A 22,894-nucleotide genomic window follows, 5' to 3' on the forward strand; every position below is an offset into this window, starting at 1 on the left:
TCCCCCCGCCTCTTCATCCAGGTCAGCCCCGGGTGGCGCGAGCCCTCGTCCAACGCTCGGCAACGGATGCGTTCATCGTGTAGAAGAACTCCGACTTGAGCCCCGGCTCGCTCGTGAGCGCTTCCACCCACGTCATCGGCCAGTTGCGGCGCTTGTAGTGCTTGCGTACGGCGCGAGTGAATGCCGAGAGGTTGCCCTGCAGGCTCTTCTTCTCCATGCCTAGGTGGTTGGCGATCGAGGTGTAGCTCACGCGTGTGTCGGGCTGCTTTGCCAGGAAGTCGAGGACGCGGACGACTGTCTGAACCGAGCCCAACGGTTCGATGGCTAGCCTGCGGAAATCTTCTACGGTCCACTCGACGACCGGGAGCGTGTCGCTGTCCGGTGAGTCCGCCGCCGAGCTCGTTGCGGAATCAACCGACGGAACCATGGAGACACGTGGAGTACCGGCCGTGGCTCCGGTCAGTTCCGCAAGGTAGGCGTACACCTGCGTGACGTACTGGATCGGCACGGGCACCGAGACGAACTGCGGCTGGGTTTCCTGCGTCATGATCCCTCCCCTGGTCTGTCTGCCAGCGCTCTCGCCTGGCGACGTGTCTGACTCTGACACACCGACTGCTACGCGTCTACCAGTTAGTGCCGGTTACTGTCGTTCCTACTTCCGTTAGAGTTCCAGCTACTCACGGCTAGTGGACCTGTTCGTCAATGCGTACGTGGGCGCCTTGGATGCATCAACTGTTTGCGGCGGTGGACCATGGGCCCGCACGACGCCCGCCGGACCGTGAAAACCGTGGGGTCCCCTGTCACCGGCTGCCCTTACCTTTGTCGGCATGACAGAAGCTGCTGGTCCATCTGAGGCCACGCGTCGGAGTGCGATAGAGGCCGAACTGAAGCGGCTCGAAGAGAGCGCGAAGTACAGCGGGCAGATGCAGTTCGAGCTGACCAAGCAGTGGCGCGGCATCAACCTCGGCCTTGGCCTGCCAGCAAGCGTGCTGGCAGGTATCTCTGGTGCAGCCGCGCTCGTCTCTACCGCCGGGCGGGTTCCGGCCGGCATCCTGGCGCTCGTCGCGTCTGGTTGCGGCGCCATCCTCACCACCATCAATGCCTCGCACCGGATGAACCAGGCCGCGGCAGCGGGCAACGCCTACTTGGAGATCCAGACCGCAGCCCGTCAGGCCAGGGAGATCGACCTGGATTACTCCTCCATCGATGAGGCACGTCAGGCCTTGGCCGAGCTCACGGCTCGGAGGGATGAGCAGAACAAGACCGCTGAGCCCCCGAACAAGCGGGCCTACAAGCGGGCCCAGCGCAACCTCGACGGCGGCGGGCAGACCTACGCCGTCGACGAGACGACCACGACGACGGGGCGGTAGAGCAGGGATGGCACTCACGGTTTTCCAGGCCTTCGACATCTTCCTGGAACGGCTTACGCCCCTCCCGAGCGAGCGGGACGCCAAAGCCCGGCATCGGCTCAGCGTCGAAACCTCGCTTAAGGGCTCCGCCAGTTTCGGCGTGCACCGCTTCCGCGAGACCGGCTCGTTCGGCCACGGCACAGGCATCCGTAACCACTGCGACGTCGACCTGCTAGTCAGCATGACCGGCAGCAAGCCCACTTCTGACACCGCTCTGCGATGGGTGAAGGAAGCCCTGAAGGCCAGCTTCCCGATGACCATCGTCGAGATCCGCCGGCCTACCGTCGTCGTCAGGTTCGCTGGCGGAGCAGAGCAGTGGGAGATCCTCCCCGGGTTCCGTGCCTCACCTCAAGGCGAGACGCCGGTCTACGACATCCCCGGACCGGCAAGCGGGTGGATGAGCTCGGCCCCGACGGCGCACCTGGACTACGTCAACGGGGTCAACCAGCAGGCTGGCATCCTCGGGGGAGCGAAGAAGTTGGCCCGGCTCGCTAAGGCGTGGAAGTACTACAACCAGGTGCCGATCTCCTCCTTCTACCTGGAGATGCGCGCCGCCCAGTACATGGCGGCTCAGGCGTCCTTCAGTGCCGCCCTGCACCTCTGCGGCTATCTGGAGTGGCTCGACCAGATCGCTCTGGCAGACATGAACGACCCCATGGGGAAGGCAAGCCGGTTCTCCGCGTGCTCCAGCGCGGCAACAAAGACGACCGCGTTGTCCAACCTCCACACTGCCGCGACTCGCGCCAGGAAGGCCGTCACTGCTGAGCAGGCTTGGAACACACGGCAGGCCCTCGACTACCTGGACCTTGTGTTCGGCCACCAGTTCCCCAAGTCCTGACGGCAGCCTCTTCGTGGGCTTCGTCGGACCTAACCTCTCCGGCCGGCAATGCCCAGGAAGGCTTTCCCCCGCTGACCTGGCGCTGCCCGAAGCGCACGCGGCCGTCATGCACCACGACGGCCGCAGCGATGGGCCGCTGAGTGGCCGCCCTTACCTGCACACCTCTTCTTCGATGGCGCGAGCGATCTGGGGCCACGGGGCACGTAAGACGCTGAAGAGCGACCAGTAGTCGTAAGCCTCACGAACCACGGAACTGGTACCAAGGCATACCGCTCCCGAGTCGATCGTGCCTATGACCCGCCGGGCGATGCCCCCAGCCCCATGGGGTGCGGGGTAGATGCCGTTGCCAAGGAGGAGGGTGGCGGTACGGATGGCATCCAGCGTGGTTGGTGGTGCTGCACCGGCGAAGCGCCCATAGATCAACTCCTGCCAGGTCTGCTGGGTACGTGCCCAGGCGAGGCGTTCCAGTCCGGTTCCGAGATCTACGGCCATGCGGGTCGGGTCATCGGCATTCCACAATAGGACGATGTCGCCAAGGCCGAGGTCGAGGTGGCGGAAGTGCAGCGTGATGCCTGCGACCTCACGCCGGCGCCAGGGGGCGACAGTCCCGTAGATGCTCAGGTGGCGGGCGTGGAAACGGAGTTGGGAGAGGACTGAGAGCCAGCCGTCGAGAATGGCCCCGTACTCGTCGAGTCGTTCTATGGGCTGGACGCGGGAGACGTTGACGAATGAAGTCAGGAAGCCGTCACACAGGTTGCCTGAGGTGTCGCGTTCGCCAGTGAAGCGAACGACAGGCTGGGGGAGGAACCCGCGGCGGTACGTCTGGGGTCTGCCGTCTTTGAGGAGCGGGTCGAGAGCCTGGACAGCCGAGATGGTGAGCTCTGTATCGCGGCCCCAGCGGAGCGGGAGACAGTCGTCGCGTGGAGCGCCGACGTTGGCGAAGGCGGTCTCCAGACTGCGGAGGAGTTCCTTCCACGAAGGAGGCCGGCGCGGGGGACGGTATGGGCTGCCGCGGTGCGGGTGCTGGATTTCGATGCGGGGGCCGTCGACCGTGAACTCCCAGTGGGGGCCTAACGCCGCGCGGAGCACGGCAGGGATCCGTGCGGCCAGCGCATCTCCGGCCGCACTCTTTGCTGCAGTCAGCACGATCGGGCTGCCATCGCCGAGAAGTGCCGCGCGGGGTCGAAGCGGCGCAGGCCGATCTCTTGGACCTGACCGTGGTCGAGGTCCTCAGCCTGCCCGATGGCGCGGGCCAGCAGGTGGGCCGTCGCCTCGTCGTCCTCTTCGGGGTTGGCCACGCTGATGGCACCGGTCTGGTCGCAAAGGGCGGCTTCGGCGCAGGTTCCAGTGCGCCAGGTGAGGGCGGCCATGGGGGTGCCGGCTCGGAGGGACTCGCCGAAGACGGCAGCGCCGGCTTCCACGTAGGTGCGGGCGTAGGTGTAGACGAAGACGGAGGCGTCGCGGAGAGCGGCCGTCTTGGCAGGGCCGCCGAGTTCGCCGACCCACTCGACGTGGTCTGCTCCGAAGAGGCGGCCGTGGCTCTGTACGTAGTCGTGATCGAAGACCGGGCCGACGACGCGGATCTTCCGGCCCAGGATCTGGGCAGCGCGTACGGCCAGGTGTGGCGCCTTCTCGGCGTCGATGCGGCCGAGCCAGACCAGATCCTGTCCCGCGACGGCCGGCGGCTCCTCCTCGTTGAGGCCGAGGTGGACGGCCAGCTCGGAGATCGGCTGGTGGTCGGCGTACCGTTCGACCATCTCGGGCGAGTAGCAGTAGAGGCGCGACCGCTTGCCGTCGAAGGCGGTGGCGGTGTGCTGGAAGACCGGCGAGTGCTGGAACGTGGCGACGTCGCAGTCCAGAGCATTCCAAGTGCGGGTCCAGGCAGGCAGCGAGGGGTACTCGTGCCCCACGACCAGGAGGTCGTACCCGGCGTCGCGGAGCTCGCGCTCGGCGAGCGATCCGGCGGTGATGTCCTCCAGACGGACCGGCTTACGGACCCAGTCGTTCTCCAGGTCCGTGAGCCAGCCCGGCCCCAGGAGGTGTACGTCGGCGCCTGCGGCCCGGGCGCCTACGGCGACCGCCCACAGCCATCGTTCGATCCCGCCGTACCCGGCGGGTGGAAAGGCGTAGCTACCAGGGAAGTCGCAGACGCCGACGAGCACGTTATGCCTCCGGTGTTCCGTCCGCCGAGATACGGCGGAAGCCGAGGTACGGGAAGAGAGATTCGGGAAGGACGAGGGAACCGTCCTGCTGCTGGCACTGCTCGAGGAGCGCGGCCACGGTGCGGCCGATGGGCAGCCCGGAGCCGTTGAGGGTGGCGACGAGCTTGGGCTTGCCGTCCTCGCCTCGGGTGCGGATGTTCGCGCGGCGGGCCTGGAAGGTGCCGAAGTTCGAGATCGAGGAGATCTCGCGGTACGTGTTCTGGCTGGGGATCCAGACCTCGATGTCGTACGTGAGCTGGGCGGAGAAGCCCGTGTCGCCGGCGGCCAGCTTGACGACGCGGTACGCGAGGCCGAGCTCCTTCAGGCATGCCTCGGCGTGGCCGACCATCGTTTCCAGCGTGGCGTCCGCGTCCGCTGGGTCGACCATCTGGACGATCTCGACCTTGGCGAACTGGTGCTGGCGGATCAGGCCGCGGGTGTCGCGGCCGTACGAGCCCGCCTCGGACCGGAAGCACGGCGTGTGCGCGGTGAGGGCCAGCGGCAGGTCGGTCGGCGGGATGATCTCGTCGGCATAGAGGTTAGTCAGCGGGACCTCGGCCGTGGGGATGAGGAACAGTTCACGGTCGGCTACGCCGGTCTTGAACAGGTCCTCCTCGAATTTCGGCAGCTGTCCGGTGCCGGTCATCGTCTTTCGGGTGACCAGGTAGGGGACCGCGTGCTCGACGTACCCGTGGCGACGGGTGTGGATGTCGAGGAAGAGCGTCGCCAGGGCGCGCTCCAGTGCGGCGCCAGCGCCGCGGGATACCGCGAAGCGGGGGCCGGACAGCTTCGTGGCACGGGCGAAGTCGAGGATGCCGGTGCCCTCGCCCAGATCGACGTGGTCCTTCGGTTCGAAGGAGAAGGCCGGCGGGGTGCCGACGCGCCGGACCTCGACCGCAAACTCCTCCGAGTCGCCGTCCGGGGCCGCGTCGTCGGGCAGGTTCGGGATGGTCAGGAGGAGCTCGCTCAGCTCCTGCTGGACCTGCTCCTGCTCGGTGTCGATGTCTCGGATCTGGTCCTTGAGCTCGCGGGCGCGCTCCTTCAGCTTGGAGATGTCGCCGCCCTGCTTGGCCGTCTGCTGGACCTCGCTGGCCACCCCCTTGGCCTCCGCCCGCAGCTCGTCGGCTGAGCGGATGCTCTGGTTGCGCCGGGACTGGAGGTCTTCCAGCCGGGACAGGTCCAGGGAGTAACCGCGACGAGCGAGCCGACGAACTGCTTCGGCACCCATTTCAATCAGGGCGCGGGCATCATGCATGAGGAAGATCCTTTTTATCCAGCGAGTGGGATGGGGATACCCCATCGACGTTAGCAACCGTCGACCCCTCGCTGATCCGCAATATCGCCGCGTCACTGGCGCCGGTGATCTCCCTACACGCACCCGAATGAAGATCGCCCAGGAGTGCGGTGATCAGAATGGGCAGCTCGTCATCGGGAATGGCGACAGGCTCGACGTACGGGGCCTCGGGGAAGAACAGCGGCATGGCCTCTCCCTCCGCGCGGTCGCGGTACCAGAGGAGGACCGAAACCAGCAGGCCGTGCCCGACGAGGACCCGGGGCCCAGGGCGCTCCAGAGCCCCGAGCACTCCGGCGAGCATCCGGCGGATGCCCTCGCTCTGAGACTCGGAAGCGCCGGGTGGGCGCTCGCCGGAGCCGTGCGTGTCGAGCCAGACGGCGTATTCGAGGAAGGGACTGCTCTCGAATTCCCCGTAGTCCAGTTCGTTCAGCCGGGGGTCGACCACGAGCCCGGCGGACGGGATACCCATCAGCATCGAGGTCGTCTGGCGAGCCCTCGGGAATTCGCTGGTCAGCCACGTGGCCACCGAGTGCAGGGGGAGCGTGGTCCAGGCGTGGCGCAGGGAGTGCCGACCTTCCTCGTTGAGGTGGATGTGCTTGGTCGGGTCGCCGTTGACCAGGTAGCGCTTGCTGTAGTTCGTCTGGCCGTGACGGAGGACGTACGTCGTCATTGGTCACCCCCTGCTCCAGTAGCCAGCAGATCGGACAGGACCGCGGCGATCTTCGGCTCCGCGGGGTCGTGGATCTCCCTGTAGTAGAGGAGGCCATCGACAGCGAGGGCCCTGCACCACGGCAGGATCTCCGGTACGGGGATGCGGGAGATCCGAGCGGCGGTGGCCAGCCGATCGGCCATCCCCTGGTCGAGGTCGTAATAGACGCTCCAGAAGGCCCAATCGAAGACTGCGTCACCTTCCACAGGGTGTGGATCGATCACGTGTGGTTGCCGCCGCGCGTCGAAGATGACGTTCTCCGCGTACAGGTCCGCGTGCAAGACCGTCGTCCGGGCAGGGGCTTGGCTCAGGCCAGCGAGCCCGTGACACGCCTCCCGGACGAGTCCGTCATGGGTGCCGAGGTCGAGCGCCTGCGCTCGTTGGTGGATGCGAGGCAGAACGACCTCGCGCATGAAGTCGGTCAGCATGGGCACGCCCGATCCGGGCCTCCGGCGACCAAGGGCATGGAGCCGGTGGATCGCGCCAGCCACCGATTGCGTCGCCCGTTCGGGACGATCGGCACCCCCGGGCCGTCCGCCGACCAGCTCCAGAGCTGCCACCGAGAGGTCATCCGCCGCTTCGGCTACGTTCGCGGTCGGGCCGCTGGCCCATACCCGTAGCGCGGTGATCTCGTGGCGGTAGCGGATGGGGTCGACCCACGCCTTTAGAACCAACCGGCTCCCGTCGGGTGCCACGGCGAGCGCGACCGCAGAGGCGTGCCCGGCATCGTGGTAGCCCCTCAGCGAGAGGTCCCACCGCTTCGCCGCCTCGGCCAGGAGGCCCGGGGCGGCCTCCAGCCACTCCTGGACCGACGGACCGTAGTGCGCGAGCAGCCGCTCCCGACACCCCGAGGGCAAATCTCCGAGCGTCTGCGTCGCCATCAGCTCAGCACGATCCCGTCGGAGACCAGCTCGTCCGTGAGGGCGGGGAAGCCCTCCAGTGCCTCGGCCACGAGCGCCTGGATCTTGTCGGTCTCGACGTCCGGGGAGGACAACCGGACCAGGATCCGCCACGGCTGGTCGAGACACTGGCCGGTGGTGCTGACCAGGTGCACCTCCGCGTGCCCGTCGGTGGCCTCGTGCAGCCGCTCGGCCAGGCGCTGGGCGGCAATGTTGTAGAGCTTGCCGACGTGGTAGACGGGGTTCTTGCCGTTGGCGCCCTCCAGGTTCATGGGCCGCAGCGGCGTGATCAGCCCGTTGACCCGGTTGCCGCGGCCGACGACGCCCTCGTCGCCGGACTCGATTGAGCTCCCGGTGTACGTCAGGTACAGCTCGTCCTTCTCCGGGACATCGCGGGCGTTGAGCCGGAAGCGGGCCGGTGCGCCGGGGAGGCGGAGGCCGGCCATGCGGTAGCACTCGGCCAGGACGGTCTCGGCGTTGCGGACGTACTCGGCGCGGCTGCCGACGTGTCGCGACTTCTGCGGGACGCACAGGACGACGTCGGCCTGGTCCCCGTCCCAGTAGCCCATGAGCTTGACGTCGGATCCGCACCAGGCGTGGGAGAGGGTGAAGTCGCTCTCGCCGGAGAAGTGGTTCACCAGCTCGCGGACGAACGACTCGAAGGCGTTCTCCGGGGCCCAGCCGGTGCCGAGGGAGGTGTCGTTCGAGAGCCGCACCCGACGCTCTCGCAGGTCGTCGATGGAGCGTGGGTTGAACCAGCGGGTGCGGTCCGGCACCGCGTCGCCCGTGAGGACCGCGCCGGGGCTGGAGTTGCTGGTGATGTTGAACGTGATGTCGAGGTGATCCGACACTTCCGGGAGCTGCTCGGCGAAGAACGCCCTGACCTCGGCCTCGACGATCTCCTCAACGGGGATCGTCTGGCCTCCGCACATGGGCGCGGCCCGCCCGTTGACCAAAACACGGACCGGGGCCGTCATCCGACCAGCGCCGTAGCGGACCTCGCTGGCCCCGCCGAGGAGGGCGAGCTTGTCGAAGTTGTGGTGCAGCACGGCGCCGAAGCGCTGGACCGTGTAGTGGCTGTAAGCGCGGGACAGCCGCTCGGCGAGGTGGTCGGCCAGGGTATCGGGGTGTCCGAGTCCCTTCCGCTCCACGATGGTCGTCGCGTCGGGCTTGGTGGTGCCCGTCTCGATGGACAGGAAACCGCCCTCAGTCGTGATGGTTTTGCGCATGACAAACTCCGATCTCTCTGCCTGAAGAAGACGGGTGGGACGGATGAGCGTCATTAGCCAAAGCCGGTTGATGCAGGTTGAGTTGCTCGCATTTCCCAGCGGCGTTCTCGGTCTGTTGCGACAGTAGCCAGGGCGCCCCGCGACACCCCGGAAAAACCTTCCGGGGTCCACTTCGGCCACGAGGTGATGATCAGGACATGCGAGGGATGACAGAGAACCTGACCATCGGGGAGCGCGTTGCCTGGTATCGGCGGCGGCGCGGGCTCTCCCAAGAGGTCTTGGCCGGTCTTGTCGGCCGTACGACGGACTGGCTGAGCAAGGCGGAGAACAACCGGATCGAGCTTGATCGCCTCTCGGTGATCACCTCACTCGCCGACGCCCTCGACGTCTCCCTCGGAGACCTACTCGCGGAGCCGACGCTCATGGAGTGGTCGGCCGACAGCGGCCACCGCACAGTCCCCGCGCTACGCGAAGTGCTGATGGACTACAAGCAGCTCACGCCCCTGCTGGGCCCTGCACCCGATGACGAACCACCTGCCCTACAGGACCTTCGTGCCAACGTGGGCGACGTCCTCGACGCCTACCAGGCATCCCGTTACGGCTTCGCCACCCGACGTCTTCCCCTCGTCCTGGCCGACGCGCTCGCCGCATCCCGCGGCTATTCGGGGTACGAGGGGGAGGAGGCCCATGCTCTGCTCGCCCTGGCCTACCACGGCGCAGCCATGGTGCTGGGGAAGGTCGGAGAGCCTGAGCTGGCATGGATCGCCGCTGACCGAGGTCTGGCAGCGGCGCAGCACAGCGGCCGAAGCGAGGTCACAGGTTCGCTTTTCCGAGCGGTGACGCACTGCCTCCTGGCCACCGGACGCTTCACGGCAGCGGTTCAGCTCGTGAACGACGCGGCAGCCGTCATGCAGCCGGAACTGGGCACTGCAAACGCCGAGTACCTCTCGGTGTACGGCACGCTGTTCCTCACCGGGGCGATGGCCGCCGCACGAGCAGAGGACCGGGCAGCAACGCAGACCTTCCTCCGAGAGGCCGACGAGACCGCGCAGCGACTCGGCGCCGATGCCAACCACATGTGGACAGCCTTCGGTCCGACGAACGTCGCGATCCACTGCGTAGCCACCGCCGGCGAACTCGGAGACATCCAGATCGCCGCGGACCTCGGCGCACGCATCGACACCAGCGGAATGCCAGCGGAACGGCGCGTGCGGCACAGCCTCGAAGTTGCCCGGGCGCTGAGTGCCTGGAACCGGACCGACGAAGCCCTGGCCGTACTCCTGGAAGCCGAACAGGCCGCCCCCGAACAGGTCCGGCACCACTACATGAGCCGAGAGCTGGTCATCGGCTGGATACGCGGTACCCGAGGCCGGCCCTCCCATCCCGTGGCCGACCTGGCCCGCAGGCTCCGCATCGTCGCTGGCGGCTAGAGTCGAATCCGTGAGCGAGAACGAGCACGAAGCGAAGATGGCCCACCCCCGCATGGCGGCCGGCGCTCTCTTCTTCGACGAAGCTGATCGAGTCCTCCTCGTCGAGCCGTCGTACAAGGACTACCGAGACCTTCCCGGCGGATACGTCGAACAGGGCGAGTCGCCCCGACAGGCATGTGTGCGCGAAGTCCACGAGGAACTGGGCATCAAGCCCCACATCGGCCGCCTCCTCGTCGTCGACTGGGCGCCGAACCCGGGAGAGGGAGACAAGGTGCTCTACCTCTTCGACGGCGGCCGCCTAAGCGCAGACCACCGCCAGCAGATCGCACTGCAAGCGGACGAGCTACGCGGCTACGACTTCCACCACGCCGAACAGGTGCCTCAACTCACCATCCCCCGCCTCGCTCGCCGAATCGCCGCTGGCATCCAGGCCCGAACGAACGGCCTGACTGCCTACCTGGAACACGGGAAGTCGCCGGAAACCGGGGCCTGACCACACCTGCGTTTAAGCGACCCCGCCGGTCGAGCGGCTGCCAGCCGGGGCCCGAGGGAAAGAGAATGGCGACACCCTCTCCGTCAAGATCGGCGCCTTTCATTTACTGCCAGCCCTTGCTCCCCGAGGTCGGATGCGGGGGCGGCTTCGCCGGGCCCCGGGCGGCAGAGGCTGTTATAGGACATTGCTTCTCCGCCGGGCAGGCTGACCGGCTCGGTTGGGCTCAAAGGCTCCTCCGCATGAGCGGACGGTGAGGCGCGAGGTGGGCCGGGCCCGCTTCCCTGTCCAGCAGAAACGGATTTCGGGGAGCCAGCCCGGCATCAAGCGAGAGGATCTCGTGGGGCCAGCATGATTCGCCGCCGGAATCACCTTCCTTACTGGCGTTGCTGTTCGATGAGGTCTAGGTAGCGGCTGTAGTGGGCGTCGGCGACCTGCCGGTTCCGAACCAGGCTTCCTTCCTCCATGCGGTAGGTGCGGTCACGGTCACCTCGGAAGGAGAGCCAGTTGAAGCTGGTGGTAATCCAGACATCGTCGAAGACGAGAACCTTGGCATGGGTGCTCTTGAGCCGGGTGAAGGTGAATTTGCCCGGATAGCGCCCCGCGAGGTTCTCAAGCTTGCGCACGGCGGCTGGGTCCGTCTTGGTGTCGTTTTGCTCGTAGCCGTAGGCGATGTGGACGCTGACACCACGCCTGAGCCGGGTTTCGAGCTTGCTGAGGAAGTCCGTCGTGATGATCGCGTTCTTGATCCACGGCGAGATCAGTAGGATCCGGTTCCTGGCATGGATGAGGGCTTCGTCGAGCAGTTCGGGGTGCTCGAAGACGCCAATTGCGCGAATCTCTTCACGTACCGGCTCGGGTGTGACCAGAGGCCCGGCTACCGGCCCTGCGGAGCCGAGCTGGACGGCGGCTTGCTCGGCGCGTTGCTGAGCGACTGCCGGCAGGGGGACGCGGCTCTTCTCCAGTTCCGGGTCCAGGACGGGTCGTTCCGGCGCGGGTTCGACCTGGATCCCCAGTGCCTTGGCTCCGCCGTGACTGAGCAGGGCGATCTCGTGGGCGTGGCTGAGCTCGCCGTCGACGACGACGCCGAGCTGGATGTCGGTACGCTCCGCGTCCGCGTACACGAGGACCTTCGCGGGGATCACACGGCGGGCTTTGGCCTGAGTGACGCCCCTTACCTGAAGTACTTCGCGGTCAGTGTTGCCGCGTTCGCGCAGGAGCGTGTTGATGTCGGCCGCGGAGATGTCACTCATCTCGACCTGCCCCTGCTGGGATGCGGGCAGCAGAAGCATGCCGCTCTCTTCTGCCTGGCTGCGGGGTACGGCGGTGTGCCGATCGTAAGGCTTCGCCTTCCACAGCAGCTGGTCATAGACGAGCGGCTGGTCGACCCTTACGGGGGTGATGGCGGCGAGCTCGCGGGCGGTCTGTTCACCTCGGGCGGTTAGCCGCAGGTTCCTCGTGCCCGGCTGAGCTGCAGGGCCGGGCAGGGCGTAGGTGAGGAAGTCGGCGGAGAAATGGTCGGCGATGGTCTGGTTGACCATGCGCTCTGGGAGGCCGAGCAGCCCAGTGATTCCTGTCTCGCTGGTGACCTTGTTGTTGACCAGGCGGAGGACGAATTCGTCCAGGAGCGGCAGCCGCTTGCGATCCTGGGCCAGGACGTCAGCGGTGACGAGGGCGACTGGGAGGCCGGCGTCAACAATCGCAACCAGGTCCAGGCCGGGCCGGGCGTTGTGGAAGCGGACAGCGAGGAGGCTGTCGGGGCTAAAGGTAGGCATCGCGGATCTCGCACTCCTCGGTGTGGCCACTCATGTAGTCGAGCACTTCACGCAGGGCGCCGGGCTTGCTGCGGCAGAAGGCCCCGTCACCGACCACGATGAGTCCGAAGCGGGCTCGGGAAAGCGCCACGTTGATGCGTCGCCAGTACGGCTGGCCGAGGAAGCCGAACTCGGATCGCGCGTTGCTCCGCGTGACTGAGAAGACCGCGAGGTCGCACTCGCGTCCTTGGACGGCGTCAACTGACAACACCTCGGGCGCGAAGTGCTTGAGCCTCACCGAAGCCAGGCGTCGGCTGAGCTCCTCGACCTGCCGTCCGTAGGGAGCGATGACCAGAACCTCAAGCTTGCGGCTGCCAGGAGGTTTGATCAGCTGCTTCTCGATGGCCTGGTCGATAACCTCCAGGCGCTTGATAGCGAGCTGGGCCTCGACCCTGTTGGAGATGCTCGTCTCAGCGGCGCTGCGCTCAGACTCCCGACGGTTGGGCAGTGCAGAGGTGTCGAGCCACAGGACGGGCTTGTTGATCTGGTCGTAGCCGGGCAGCACATGCGGGTTAGGGGAGAGGAGCTTTCCCTCGTAGAAGCAAGTGGAGATCAGGTTTCCGATTGCGGGTGTCATGCGGTACTGCTCGCGCAGGAGGTGCTTGACCGGGGGTTTTGTGTGGTTGGCCAGGTACTGGAACAGGGTGGTGGTCACCAGTTCAGGAACGAGCTGGTGGTCAGACATGATCTTGTTGTCGCGGAGGAGATCCTCATCGATCGGCGGAAGCTGGTTGGTGTCGCCTACCAGGACCCACTGCTTGGCCTTCGCTAGCGGGACAAGAGCTTCTGTGGCGGTTGCCTTGGATGCCTCGTCGAAGATGCACAGGTCGAACTCGAGGTCCCGTGCTGCGGGATGGCCGAGGAAGCCCAGGGCGGTGCCGCCGATGACCTGTCGAGTGCGGAGGAAGGCAGCGATCAGGTTCTGGTCTGTTCCAATCCGTTGCAGCCATTCGCCCTGCAGGCGTAGCAGCCGCATCAGCTCCTGGCCGGGGCCGGAGGAGCCCAGTAGGACTTCGACCGCGTCACGTACCTCAGAGGCGGGCATTTCTTCACGCAGAGTGAGGTCACCGACGATCAGGCGCTGAGCCTCGGTGAATAGCTCTCTGCGCCGATCGAGGAGCTGATCACGGCGGGCGCGAACGGTGACAACTTCCTCACCGAGCTCACGTGCGGACGTGGTACGTTCCGGCGCTGGCTGGCTGGTGAGCTCATCCAGCTTCCCGGTGACGTGTTCGAGGTCGGCGGCCACGGAGGCCAGCTCTTCCAGCGACAGTGCGGCTTTGAGGTGGCGGCCTTCCAAGCCATTGCGAGTGGCGACGCCGTCGAGGTACTTCTCGGCGCGGGTCCGAACACCCTGAGTCCAGCGCTTGACCTGCTTGTCCAGGAGGAGGGGCTGGGCGCTGACTGCGACGCGCGGGTCATCGGGGTGGCCCAGGCGGACCAGGCCTCCGATGCCCGCCTCCTCGATCCTCCGCAGGGCGTTGTCGATGGCGATGTGGGTCTGGCTGACGATGAGGATGCGAGCGTGGGAGTTGCGCTTGAGGGTCTGTTCGACGATCTCGGCGATGACAGTGGTCTTACCCGTCCCGGGTGGCCCTTCGACGAGGAGCAGGTCCTGAGTGCCCAGGGCGTGGGCTACGACGGCGCGCTTGCTCTTGTCGAGATCGCCACGGAACCAGCTGGTGACGTCAGCAGGCGGCCGAGACTCGATGGCGGCGGGGTTGTCGATGATTTCCCGCAGGAGGGGGTTCGCCGTCTGGCCAGCGGCCACGTTGGTCAGGGCATCGCGCTGCCGATTCAGAGCGCTCTGGCTGGGGCCGAGGAAGGGCAGCAGCACACCGCGGCCGGGTAGGACCGTGTCCGGGCGCGAGAAGCGGATGACCAGGGTGTCGTCGGTCTGGGCGGTTACCTCCCCGCGGTCGACGGGCCGGCTGTACGGGTAGGCCGCAATCGACCACTCCTCGCCCACCAGAGAGGCATTGGTCGGCGAGGCCAGCTGGAATACACGGGTGCGGCCACTCCCGTTGACGCGGTCGTACTCCATTGGCTGGCGGCCGCCAGCGGCGACCTCTTCGCGGGCTTCCAGAAGCCTGCGCCAGCCCTCGAACAGGTCACCCAGGTTGTTGGCCTGGCGGGCCTTGGCCTCCTCCTCCCGCTGTGCCAGATGCTCGTCGAGGCGGTCTAGGAGGAGGTTCCGGCCCTCGTAGGCCGGGTCTTCGCCGGGGTCGGTGAAGGTCCACGTGAGGACCGGCCCCACAAGCATGGAGCGCTCACGCCGCTTCGCCAGCCACTCCTCCGACCTGGACTCCGCAGCAACAATCACGGACCGGTCTGAGTAGCGGTCGTCCGGTACGAGGCGGAAGAACCAGGAACGGCCAAAGATCCGCAGGGTCCCGGTGTCGACCTCATCGGTCTGCGGGTTATGCCCGTAGTCGGCATGGACCGTGCCGCTCAGGTCGGCGAGGACTGCGGATGTAGCCCGGTCCCAGTCGGGTTCGGTACCGCTGGGGACTTCGCTGAGGTTTTCCGCCGCGCGACGGGTCAGCTTGAGCCACAGGAAGTTACTTCGGCGGGCCTCACGACTACTGCAAACCCGGTCGGCGTCCAGGAGGCGCTGTTCGAGTACCGCAGCGTTCGCCGGGCGCTTCTTCGGATCGAAGTCGATGCAGGACCGCAAGACTTCGCGGATCTCCGTGTCGAGGTCGAGTTCGTCGAGCACCGGGGAAAGATCGGGGTAGTCAGCAGCCTTACCGCCGGAGAGCACCTGGATGGCCAGGACTCCGTAGCCGTAGACATCCCGGACGTACGGGATCGCGTCGTCCTGCTCCGGCGGTGCGTACAGGTTGGAGCGGAACTCGGCCACCGTCGCGTCCGTGACAGCAGCCTTGGAGCGGATCTTGGCGATCCCGAAGTCCGCCAGTTTGGGCGTACCGTCCTCGGCAAGGAGTACGTTGCCGGGCTTGAGATCGCGGTGCTCGACCTGGTTCGAGTGAGCGTGGGCCAGTGCGCTGGCGAGCGGCTTGCCGATGCGGTCGAAGTAGGACGTCCAGCTGAGAGGCCGGCCAGCGGCCATGTCGTCCTTGAGGCTGCGGTCGACCCACTCCAGAGCAATGAAGTACTGCTCGAGGTCCTCGTCCCATCCGGAGTCCAGCATGCGCACGATGTGCGGGTGCTGGAGCGCTTTGAGTGCGCCTGTCTCCCGTTCCAGGAAGATCTTGATGATCTCGTCGTCATCACGCTGCCGCAGCAGCTTGATGGCTGCGAAATCACCGACCGCACTGGTCCGATCGACTGCCTTGCGGACTTCGGACAGCCCACCGATGCGCGGAGCGTTCCCTAGCAGCAGGAAACGATCCTTGATCATCTGTGCCCCCACGCACCACTCCTCATTCAACATCACGACTGATCGCGCCCGCCCAGTGCCCATCTTGCCAGCCGTTATGGCCTCGATCAGGGTGTTTGGCAGAGCCCGTGATCGGGGTTCCGGTTCGATCCGAGGTCATCGACAGTCGACTTAGCCGCGGGCGTCGAGAAGTCACCAGCATGGACGTAGAGACGTCTCGGCCTGCCTTGCCGTGCTATCCGTTGGTTCGTGCGAGCCTCATGGCCCCTGCCTTCCATTGATCGTGCCGAGGGCCGCTCGGATGCTGGCACCCGAGCCCCGTCTGATCTGTGCTCTGCGTAAGCTGACGCTCAATCGGATCCAAACAACGGTGGGGGCACGGCAAGGTGGATCAGCGGCTTCGTCATCTCGCAAAGGCATCGCCGAACTTCGGAGACCTGTACGTTCATCAGCCACTGCTGGCGTTGTACGGGTCGCAGGCCGAGCTGAACGTCTTCACCAACCCGAATGCAGCGTCCGTCAGCGCGCGTCAGTTCGGCGAGGTGCTTGCTGAGGAGCTGGTGACCCGTACGGGTACGCGGGTCGAGGGCACCCGCCAGGTGGACCGGCTCCGTGCCCTTACCCGCATTGGCGCCCTGACACCGCCGGTACGCAACGCCATGGACAAGCTCCGCCGCAGCGGCAACGAAGCAGTCCACAACCACCTCTTCGACACGGCAGTTGCCCTGGAGGCCGTTCGTCTGTGCTGGGAGCTTGGGGTCTTCTTCGACCGGGCTCTGACCGGCTCGCGCGCGGTTCGGGCCTTCGTGCCTCCTGCGCTGCCGAAGCTGAAGAACCCTGGAGAAACTGCCAAGCTCCGGGAAACGCTCGACCACCAGCGGCAGACCCTCGCCGATTCGCGAGTAAAGCTCAGCGACACCAGCGACCGGTTGGAGGCCGAGCGCCAAGCCCGCACAGAGGCCGAGGCGCTCATGGTGAGTGCCCAGCAGGCGCAGTCGGCCCTAGCCGAGAAGCTAGAGCAGCTTCAGGCAGAGATCGCCTCGATGCGCACCGCTCAGCAGGCAACGTACGAGAAGGAGCGCAAGCAGCCTCGACAGATTGCCGTAGCTGCTCGGGACGCGATCGTGGAGCGCGCCCGGCGTCCTGCCCCGCTCAACGAGGTACAGGCTCGTGTCCGCATCGACGCGATGCTGGAGGCGGCGGGCTGGATTGTCCAGGACCGCAAGGACCTGAACATCACGGCCGGCCGAGGTGTGGCCGTACGCGAGTTCACGCTTGCCACCGGCCGCGCGGACTACGTGTTGTACGTGGACGAGCAGATCGTGGGCGTCATCGAGGCCAAGCGAGAGGGGTCCCACCTGGGCAGCGCGCTGGCCCAGAACGAGCGGTACGCCAACGGCGTCCATCGGGACTACCGGCTGGCTGTGTGGTCACAGGCAGAGCCCTTCGCCTTCCGATACGCGACAACCGGCACTGAGACGTACTTCGTCAACCGTCTGGACCCCGAGGCTCGCTCTCGCGAGGTGTTTACCTTCCACAAGCCGGAAACGGTCGCGGGCTGGATGGCGAGGGCTGAGAAGGCTGACGAGGACCGTCGGCTGGGTCGGCTGAATCCCGAGGCACCCACCTTCCGAGCAGCGTTGCGCGACCGGATGCCGGTGCTGGAAAAGTACGGGCTGCGCGACGCCCAGCACGAAGCGATCACGAACCTGGAGCAGTCGCTCGCGTCAGATCGCCCCCGAGCGCTGATCCAGATGGCAACGGGCGCGGGCAAGACATACACAGCCGTTACCTCCACCCATCGTCTCCTCAAGCACGCTGGCGCCAAGCGCGTGCTGTTCTTGGTGGACCGGAACAACCTGGGCCGCCAGGCACTGGCGGAGTTCCGCCGCTACAAGACTCCCGATGAGGGCCGCATCCTCACGGACATCTACAACGTGGACCGGCTCGGCGCAGCTGGCATCCAGGACACCTCGGCCGTAGTGGTCTGCACGATTCAGAAGATGTATGCCCTACTCAAGGGCGAGACTCTGGCAGACGACGACACAGCTGACGACATCAAGGACGCGCAGGAGGCCGAGGGCGGAGACCAGGCGTACCTGCTGGACCAGCCTGCCTCCGTGGAGTACCGGCCCGAGGTGCCGATCGAGGCGTTCGACTTGATCATCGTGGACGAGTGCCACCGGTCCATCTACGGACTGTGGCGAGCAGTCCTGGACTACTTCGACGCCCATCTGGTCGGCCTGACGGCCACGCCCACACCCCAGACACGGGGCTTCTTCGACAACAACATGGTGTCCGAGTACACCTTCGAGCAGGCCGTCGCTGACGGCGTCAATGTCGACTTCGACATCGTCCGCCTCAACACCACCATTCGCGACGACGGTGGCGCGAAGATCGAGGCGGGTACGACCGTACGTATCCGCGATCGCAAGACTCGGGCTCAACGCTACGAGGAACTCGACAAGGACTTCGACTACACCACCAAGGAGCTGGGCCGCTCGGTCATTGCCGAAGACGAGATCCGCGCGGTCCTCACCACTTACAAGAACAATTGGCAGCGCTGGTTCCCCAGCCGGGCCGACCTGCCCAAGACCCTGGTGTTCGCGGTCGGGGAGGACCACGCCGAAGAGGTTCTGAAGCAGGTCAAGGAGGTCTTCGGGCGGGGCGATGACTTCGCCAAGAAGATCACGTACAAGTCTCGCAAGAACGGCGAGAACCCTGATGAGCTGATCAACGACCTACGCAACTCTCCCCGCCTCCGGGTCGCAGTCACCGTCGACATGATCGCTACGGGCACGGACGTGAAGGCTTTGGAGTGCGTGATCTTCCTGCGCTCGGTGAAGAGTCCCGTCCTGTTCGAACAGATGAAGGGCCGCGGCGCCCGCTCCATCGACTCTGACGAGCTCCGGGCTGTCACTCCTGAAGCGGCCAAGGACGTGGCCAAAGACCGCTTCGTCCTCATTGACGCGGTCGGGGTCACCGACTCCCCGCTCGTTGACGCCCGTCCATTGTTGCCAGCCGGCGACAAGCAGATTGCTCTGTCCAAGCTGCTGGACAAGGCCGGCACGAAGTCCATCACCACGGACGAGGCGGAAACTCTGGCCCGCCGCCTAGCCCGGGTTGACCGCCAGCTCGTCCAAGAAGAACGAGACAAACTTGAGGAGGCCGCCGGCGGTACATCGTTGGCTGCTATCGCGCGGGCCATCGCCGATGCAGTGGACGTGGATCGTCAGGATGTAGCTCTGCGTGAGGGCGGCGAAAAGGCGGCCCGCAAATTGGTCACGGACGCCATCGCACCGCTCACCGGCAACCCTGAGCTGCGCAAGCTGATCCTCGACATCCGCCACAAGCAGGACCTCACCTACGACGAGACCACCGAAGTTGAGATCTCCTCCCTCGTCGAGGTCCCGCGCGAGGAACGCGCACGCAAGGAAATCGCTGAGTGGGGAACCCTTCTCACCAAGGCCCAGCGTGACCAGAACGCTGCGATCCAAATCGCACTTGGTTCTGGCAGCGGACGTCGTTCGGTTGCCGAGAAGCGTGCGGCGCTGCGTGACCTCATCGCCACGATCACGGTAAGCAAGCGCACCTGGACACCGACCATACTTTGGGGTCTCTACGAGGACCTTGGCCGCGCAGCATCCCATCCTGGCAGGGAGGCCGGCCTGGGTGACCTCATAGCCCTCATCCGTTACGAGCTGGGTGCGGACAGTGAGCTACGTCCGTACCGTACCGTGGTTCACGAGCGCTTCCAGGGTTGGCTGCTGCGACAGGAGCAGGCGGGCGTGGAGTTTACCGAGGATCAGCTGCAGTGGCTGGAGCGAATCCGTGACGTGATCGCGAGCGATGTCGGCATCGAGTCGGCGGAACTTCAGATCGAACCGTTTACCGCATACGGCGGTCGCAGCGGCTTCGCGAATGCGTTCGGCGGTAAGAGCAAGGCGCAAGAACTATTGGGCGAGCTGAATCAGGAACTGGCTTGAGAGGGACAGAACTTCCGGCGGGGTGGACTTGGGTGTCCCTCGATCAGGTCGCCGATGTCAGTGGGGGTATTCAGAAGCAGCAAAAGCGAAGGCCAGTCGATAACGCTTATCCGTTCCTTCGTGTTGCGAATGTGGGACGCGGCTCCCTGGACCTCTCGGATGTGCATCGGATTGAACTGTTCGAAGGGGAGTTGGAGCGGTTCCGCTTGCAGCGGGGTGATCTATTGGTGGTCGAGGGAAATGGAAGCCCCGATCAGATCGGGCGAGCCGCTGCGTGGCTTGGCGGCATCCCGGACGCTGTCCATCAGAACCACTTGATCCGGGTGCGTCCCGGTGGTGCTTTGCTGTGGCGCTATCTGGAGCTTGTCTGGAACTCTCCACTCGTTGCGGACCAGCTCTTGAGCGTGGCTCAATCCAGCAGTGGCTTGTACACGCTGAGCACATCAAAACTTAAGCGAGTCGAACTTCCGGTGCCGCCACTGGAAGAACAGCAGCGCATCGCCGAATCTCTCGAAGTCCTCATCTCGCACTTGGACTCGGCGGTTTCTACCCTGGAGAGCTCTCGTCGCAGGCTGGAGGGACTCCGCAAGACGGTCTTCCTCGACCTTGTCCCTGAGGAGCCGCCAACTGACTGGCGTCGTGCCACCGTCGAAGAGGCCGGCACTGTGGAGTTGGGGCGGGCTCGTCATCCGGATTGGCACAATGGGCCGGAGATGCGCCCGTATCTGCGCGTCGCCAACGTCTTCGAGGACCGCATCGATGCTTCGGACGTAATGGAGATGGATTTCACCGGCCTGTTCGAGAGGTACAAGCTTCACGATGGAGATGTGCTCCTGAACGAGGGGCAGAGCCCTCATCTCGTCGGGCGGCCTGCGCTGTATCGAGGGTATCCGGAGAACGTGGCCTTTACTAATAGTCTCCTTCGCTTCAAGGCGAACCCCGACGTTCTCCCTGAGTGGGCCCTCATGGTGTTTCGTAGGCACCTCCATGCCAGGCGTTTTATGCGTGAGGTGCGGATTACTACAAACATTGCCCACCTGTCTGCGAAGCGACTAAAGGTGATCGAGTTCCCGATTCCGTCGCTGGAGGTCCAGAAGGAGCGAGTCGCGCGCTGTGATGAGCTACTTTCCGGCCTTGCCGCAATTGATCGCGTAGTCGATGGGAATCTTAAGCGAGCAAAGGCTCTCCGGAAGGCTCTTCTTCGCCGTGCGTTCAGTGGCGGACTTGTGGACCAGAATCCCGCTGATGAGCCAGCCCCCACGCTGCTGTCGCGCATCCAAGCTGAGCGCGCTGTGCCGTCGAAGCCCAAGCGGACCCGGCGGGGCTCCACAGTCCTCCGTGAGACCAGCACTGCAAAGTCGACGGCTCCCGCACCTGATCATTCCCCTGCCCCCGCCCTCTCTGTACAGCAGGAGTTCCCCCTGTGACCGCCCAAGCCCCCGCCGATATCGAGTCTTCCTCCAGCCCCGTGGGCGGCGTTGCCGAGCCGTCCCCTGAGGTGAAGGCCAAGGCGGCTGCGCAGACAAACAGTTTGGTCGCCAAGCTGTGGAACTACTGCAACGTGCTGCGTGACAACGGCATGTCGACCATCGAGTATGTCGAGCAGCTCTCTTACCTGCTCTTCCTCAAGATGGTTGACGAGATGGTCGAGGAGGCTTGGGACGACGAGGTAGTCACCGAGATCGTCCCGGCGGGGTACGACTGGAAGTCTCTCGCTTCCAGGCGCGGTGTCGACCTGGAGAGGCATTACCGAGACATCCTCGACACCCTCGGACGCCACCCCGGGACAACTATCGGAACGATCTTTGCCGAGGCGCAGAACCGGATCACCAAGCCGGCCCTCCTTGAAAAGCTTGTGGTCGAGCTGATCGGCAAGGAAGAGTGGACGGTCAAGGGAACGGACCTCAAGGGCGATGCCTATGAGGGGCTCCTCTCGAAGGGCGCCTCCGACACCAAGACTGGGGCTGGCCAGTACTTCACCCCGCGAGCACTGATCGACGCCATGGTGGACGTCGTGCAGCCCACCCCGGAAGACACCATCGCGGACCCGGCCTGCGGCACTGGCGGATTCCTCATTGCTGCCCACAGCTACTTGCGCGCGCACCATATGCACGAGCTGGACACCGAGAAGCGGACCTCTCTGCAGCGCGGCGAGCACATCATGGGCAACGAGCTGGTCGTGGGAACTGCCCGGCTCGCTGCAATGAACATGCTGCTGCATGGCATTGGTACGAGCGATAGCCCCAGCCTGGTCACCGTGGGTGACGCACTTGCCGAAAAGCCCAGCGGGCGCCACGCATCTCTGGTTCTGGCCAATCCGCCCTTCGGCCGCAAGTCCGCCATCGCCGTGATCGGGCAGGACGGGGAAGTGGAGAAGGAGGACGTTCAGTACGACCGCGACGACTTCACTGCCACCACGACGAACAAGCAGCTGAACTTCCTCCAGCACATCATGTCGCTGACGGCTGTCGATGGCCGCGCGGCGGTTGTTTTGCCTGACAACGTCCTCTTCGAAGGCGGCGCGGGCGAGAAGATCCGCCGCCGGCTTCTCGATGAGTTCGAACTGCACACGATCTTGCGGCTGCCTACAGGCATCTTCTACGCCGGCGGGGTTAAGGCTAACGTGTTGTTCTTCGACAAGAAGCCTCCGCGTGCAGACGGCAAGCCGCACACCACCCAGACATGGATTTACGACTTCCGCACCGGCCAACACTTCACCCTCAAGCAGCGGCCTCTGACGCGCGCCCACCTCGACGACTTCGTCGCTGCGTATCGCCCAGGGGAGCCCCGTACCGCCCGTGTGTCTTCAGAGTCCCCGGACGGTCCGTGGCAGGTCTTCTCCTACGACGAGCTGATTGCCCGCGACAAGGTGAACCTTGACATCACCTGGATGAAGGACCCAGCCCTGGCGGATGCCGATAGCGGCTTGGCGCCAGAGGTCATCGCCCTGGAGATCATCCAAGACCTCCAGGCCGCTCTTGTGGATTTTGCCGCCATCGCCGAGGCGCTGGGCGAAGAGGTTCCGGAGGACTTGGAACCGGAGTAGACCGCCGCGGAAGGACGCCGTTGCGTGAGCGCTGCGTGAGCGGACTGGGTGGCACGGGGTGGATTGGGCGGCACGTGGGTTCAGGGGCGTAGGTCTCTGACCTGGGGAAACGGGATTCTGCGGCATGGCCCGGCACTAGCCGGGATGATCTTGTGGGGCCTCGTAATGCGTAGGTCTCGGGTTCGAATCCCGAAGGCGGCTCGGAT

17 protein-coding genes are annotated in these 22,894 nt (G+C 65.5%); 7 read left to right on the plus strand and 10 right to left on the minus strand.

Going from position 1 to position 22,894, the window contains the following annotated elements; all coding sequences use genetic code 11:
* Positions 1-22: 22 nt before the first annotated feature.
* Positions 23-547, minus strand: coding sequence for a hypothetical protein (locus tag IG86_RS0102405; RefSeq protein ID WP_030894288.1), 525 nt, complete (start codon positions 545-547; stop codon positions 23-25).
* A 280-nt stretch (positions 548-827) separates the two neighbouring features.
* On the opposite strand from IG86_RS0102405, the gene IG86_RS0102410 reads away from it, so the two are divergent.
* Together IG86_RS0102410 and IG86_RS38280 are read left to right on the plus strand one after the other, a co-directional pair.
* Complete coding sequence (locus IG86_RS0102410) at positions 828-1,370, plus strand: SLATT domain-containing protein (RefSeq protein WP_030894290.1); 543 nt, start codon at positions 828-830, stop codon at positions 1,368-1,370.
* Between the two features lie 7 nt (positions 1,371-1,377).
* On the plus strand, positions 1,378-2,247 hold the full coding sequence (locus tag IG86_RS38280; protein WP_030894292.1) for a nucleotidyltransferase domain-containing protein: 870 nt from the start codon (positions 1,378-1,380) through the stop codon (positions 2,245-2,247).
* On the opposite strand, the gene IG86_RS45275 is transcribed toward IG86_RS38280, so the two are convergent.
* The 7 genes from IG86_RS45275 to IG86_RS0102445 are packed head-to-tail and all read right to left on the minus strand — an operon-like array spanning position 2,165 to position 8,579.
* Positions 2,165-2,443, minus strand: a complete 279-nt coding sequence (locus IG86_RS45275; RefSeq protein ID WP_338116713.1) for an NUDIX domain-containing protein — start codon at positions 2,441-2,443, stop codon at positions 2,165-2,167. The two genes, IG86_RS38280 and IG86_RS45275, sit on opposite strands and share 83 nt — an antisense overlap.
* On the minus strand, positions 2,398-3,393 hold the full coding sequence (locus IG86_RS0102420) for a hypothetical protein (protein ID WP_030894294.1): 996 nt from the start codon (positions 3,391-3,393) through the stop codon (positions 2,398-2,400). Before IG86_RS0102420 ends, IG86_RS45275 begins: the two co-directional genes overlap by 46 nt.
* The gene (locus IG86_RS0102425; RefSeq protein WP_030894295.1) at positions 3,387-4,409 is read right to left on the minus strand and encodes a glycosyltransferase family protein; all 1,023 of its coding nucleotides are present in this window, start codon (positions 4,407-4,409) and stop codon (positions 3,387-3,389) included. Before IG86_RS0102425 ends, IG86_RS0102420 begins: the two co-directional genes overlap by 7 nt.
* Position 4,410: 1 nt before the next feature.
* Positions 4,411-5,703 (minus strand): serine--tRNA ligase, encoded by a 1,293-nt coding sequence (gene serS, locus IG86_RS0102430; RefSeq protein WP_030894298.1) that lies wholly within the window; start codon positions 5,701-5,703, stop codon positions 4,411-4,413.
* Complete coding sequence (locus IG86_RS0102435; RefSeq protein ID WP_030894299.1) at positions 5,696-6,412, minus strand: histidine phosphatase family protein; 717 nt, start codon at positions 6,410-6,412, stop codon at positions 5,696-5,698. Before IG86_RS0102435 ends, serS begins: the two co-directional genes overlap by 8 nt.
* Positions 6,409-7,332 carry an aminoglycoside phosphotransferase family protein gene (locus IG86_RS0102440; RefSeq protein WP_030894301.1) on the minus strand — a complete coding sequence of 308 codons (924 nt, stop codon included), beginning with the start codon at positions 7,330-7,332 and terminating at the stop codon, positions 6,409-6,411. Before IG86_RS0102440 ends, IG86_RS0102435 begins: the two co-directional genes overlap by 4 nt.
* Positions 7,332-8,579, minus strand: a complete 1,248-nt coding sequence (locus IG86_RS0102445) for a methionine adenosyltransferase (RefSeq protein WP_030894303.1) — start codon at positions 8,577-8,579, stop codon at positions 7,332-7,334. The genes IG86_RS0102440 and IG86_RS0102445 overlap by 1 nt, the downstream gene beginning before the upstream one ends.
* Before the next feature lie 206 nt (positions 8,580-8,785).
* On the opposite strand from IG86_RS0102445, the gene IG86_RS0102450 reads away from it, so the two are divergent.
* On the plus strand, positions 8,786-10,009 hold the full coding sequence (locus IG86_RS0102450) for a helix-turn-helix domain-containing protein (protein ID WP_030894305.1): 1,224 nt from the start codon (positions 8,786-8,788) through the stop codon (positions 10,007-10,009).
* Positions 10,010-10,019: 10 nt separating this feature from the next.
* Positions 10,020-10,502, plus strand: coding sequence for an NUDIX domain-containing protein (locus IG86_RS0102455; RefSeq protein ID WP_244305758.1), 483 nt, complete (start codon positions 10,020-10,022; stop codon positions 10,500-10,502).
* Between the two features lie 374 nt (positions 10,503-10,876).
* Here the strand turns inward: IG86_RS0102455 and IG86_RS0102460 are convergent, their stop codons facing one another.
* Together IG86_RS0102460 and IG86_RS0102465 are read right to left on the minus strand one after the other, a co-directional pair.
* The gene (locus IG86_RS0102460; RefSeq protein ID WP_030894309.1) at positions 10,877-12,274 is read right to left on the minus strand and encodes a phospholipase D-like domain-containing protein; all 1,398 of its coding nucleotides are present in this window, start codon (positions 12,272-12,274) and stop codon (positions 10,877-10,879) included.
* On the minus strand, positions 12,261-15,689 hold the full coding sequence (locus IG86_RS0102465) for an AAA domain-containing protein (protein ID WP_244305759.1): 3,429 nt from the start codon (positions 15,687-15,689) through the stop codon (positions 12,261-12,263). Before IG86_RS0102465 ends, IG86_RS0102460 begins: the two co-directional genes overlap by 14 nt.
* A gap of 353 nt (positions 15,690-16,042) precedes the next feature.
* Here IG86_RS0102465 and IG86_RS0102470 point away from each other — a divergent pair, with 353 nt between their 5' ends.
* The 3 genes from IG86_RS0102470 to IG86_RS0102480 are packed head-to-tail and all read left to right on the plus strand — an operon-like array spanning position 16,043 to position 22,688.
* Positions 16,043-19,642, plus strand: a complete 3,600-nt coding sequence (locus tag IG86_RS0102470; protein ID WP_030894313.1) for a DEAD/DEAH box helicase family protein — start codon at positions 16,043-16,045, stop codon at positions 19,640-19,642.
* Entirely contained in the window at positions 19,639-21,069 is a 1,431-nt protein-coding gene (locus IG86_RS40770; RefSeq protein WP_276329185.1) for a restriction endonuclease subunit S, read from the plus strand. The genes IG86_RS0102470 and IG86_RS40770 overlap by 4 nt, the downstream gene beginning before the upstream one ends.
* A 41-nt stretch (positions 21,070-21,110) precedes the next feature.
* Entirely contained in the window at positions 21,111-22,688 is a 1,578-nt protein-coding gene (locus tag IG86_RS0102480; protein WP_037941808.1) for a type I restriction-modification system subunit M, read from the plus strand.
* Positions 22,689-22,894 lie beyond the last annotated feature (206 nt).

The sequence above is a fragment of the Streptomyces virginiae genome (assembly GCF_000720455.1).
Lineage (GTDB): Bacteria > Actinomycetota > Actinomycetes > Streptomycetales > Streptomycetaceae > Streptomyces > Streptomyces virginiae.

Coding starts and splice junctions, on each gene's coding strand:
- IG86_RS0102440 (WP_030894301.1), bottom strand. CDS start 7,332: ATGGCGACGCAGACGCTCGGAGATTTGCCCTCGGGGTGTCGGGAGCGG.
- IG86_RS0102460 (WP_030894309.1), bottom strand. CDS start 12,274: ATGCCTACCTTTAGCCCCGACAGCCTCCTCGCTGTCCGCTTCCACAAC.
- IG86_RS0102405 (WP_030894288.1), bottom strand. CDS start 547: ATGACGCAGGAAACCCAGCCGCAGTTCGTCTCGGTGCCCGTGCCGATC.
- IG86_RS38280 (WP_030894292.1), top strand. CDS start 1,378: ATGGCACTCACGGTTTTCCAGGCCTTCGACATCTTCCTGGAACGGCTT.
- serS (WP_030894298.1), bottom strand. CDS start 5,703: ATGCATGATGCCCGCGCCCTGATTGAAATGGGTGCCGAAGCAGTTCGT.
- IG86_RS0102445 (WP_030894303.1), bottom strand. CDS start 8,579: ATGCGCAAAACCATCACGACTGAGGGCGGTTTCCTGTCCATCGAGACG.
- IG86_RS0102435 (WP_030894299.1), bottom strand. CDS start 6,412: ATGACGACGTACGTCCTCCGTCACGGCCAGACGAACTACAGCAAGCGC.
- IG86_RS0102410 (WP_030894290.1), top strand. CDS start 828: ATGACAGAAGCTGCTGGTCCATCTGAGGCCACGCGTCGGAGTGCGATA.
- IG86_RS0102450 (WP_030894305.1), top strand. CDS start 8,786: ATGACAGAGAACCTGACCATCGGGGAGCGCGTTGCCTGGTATCGGCGG.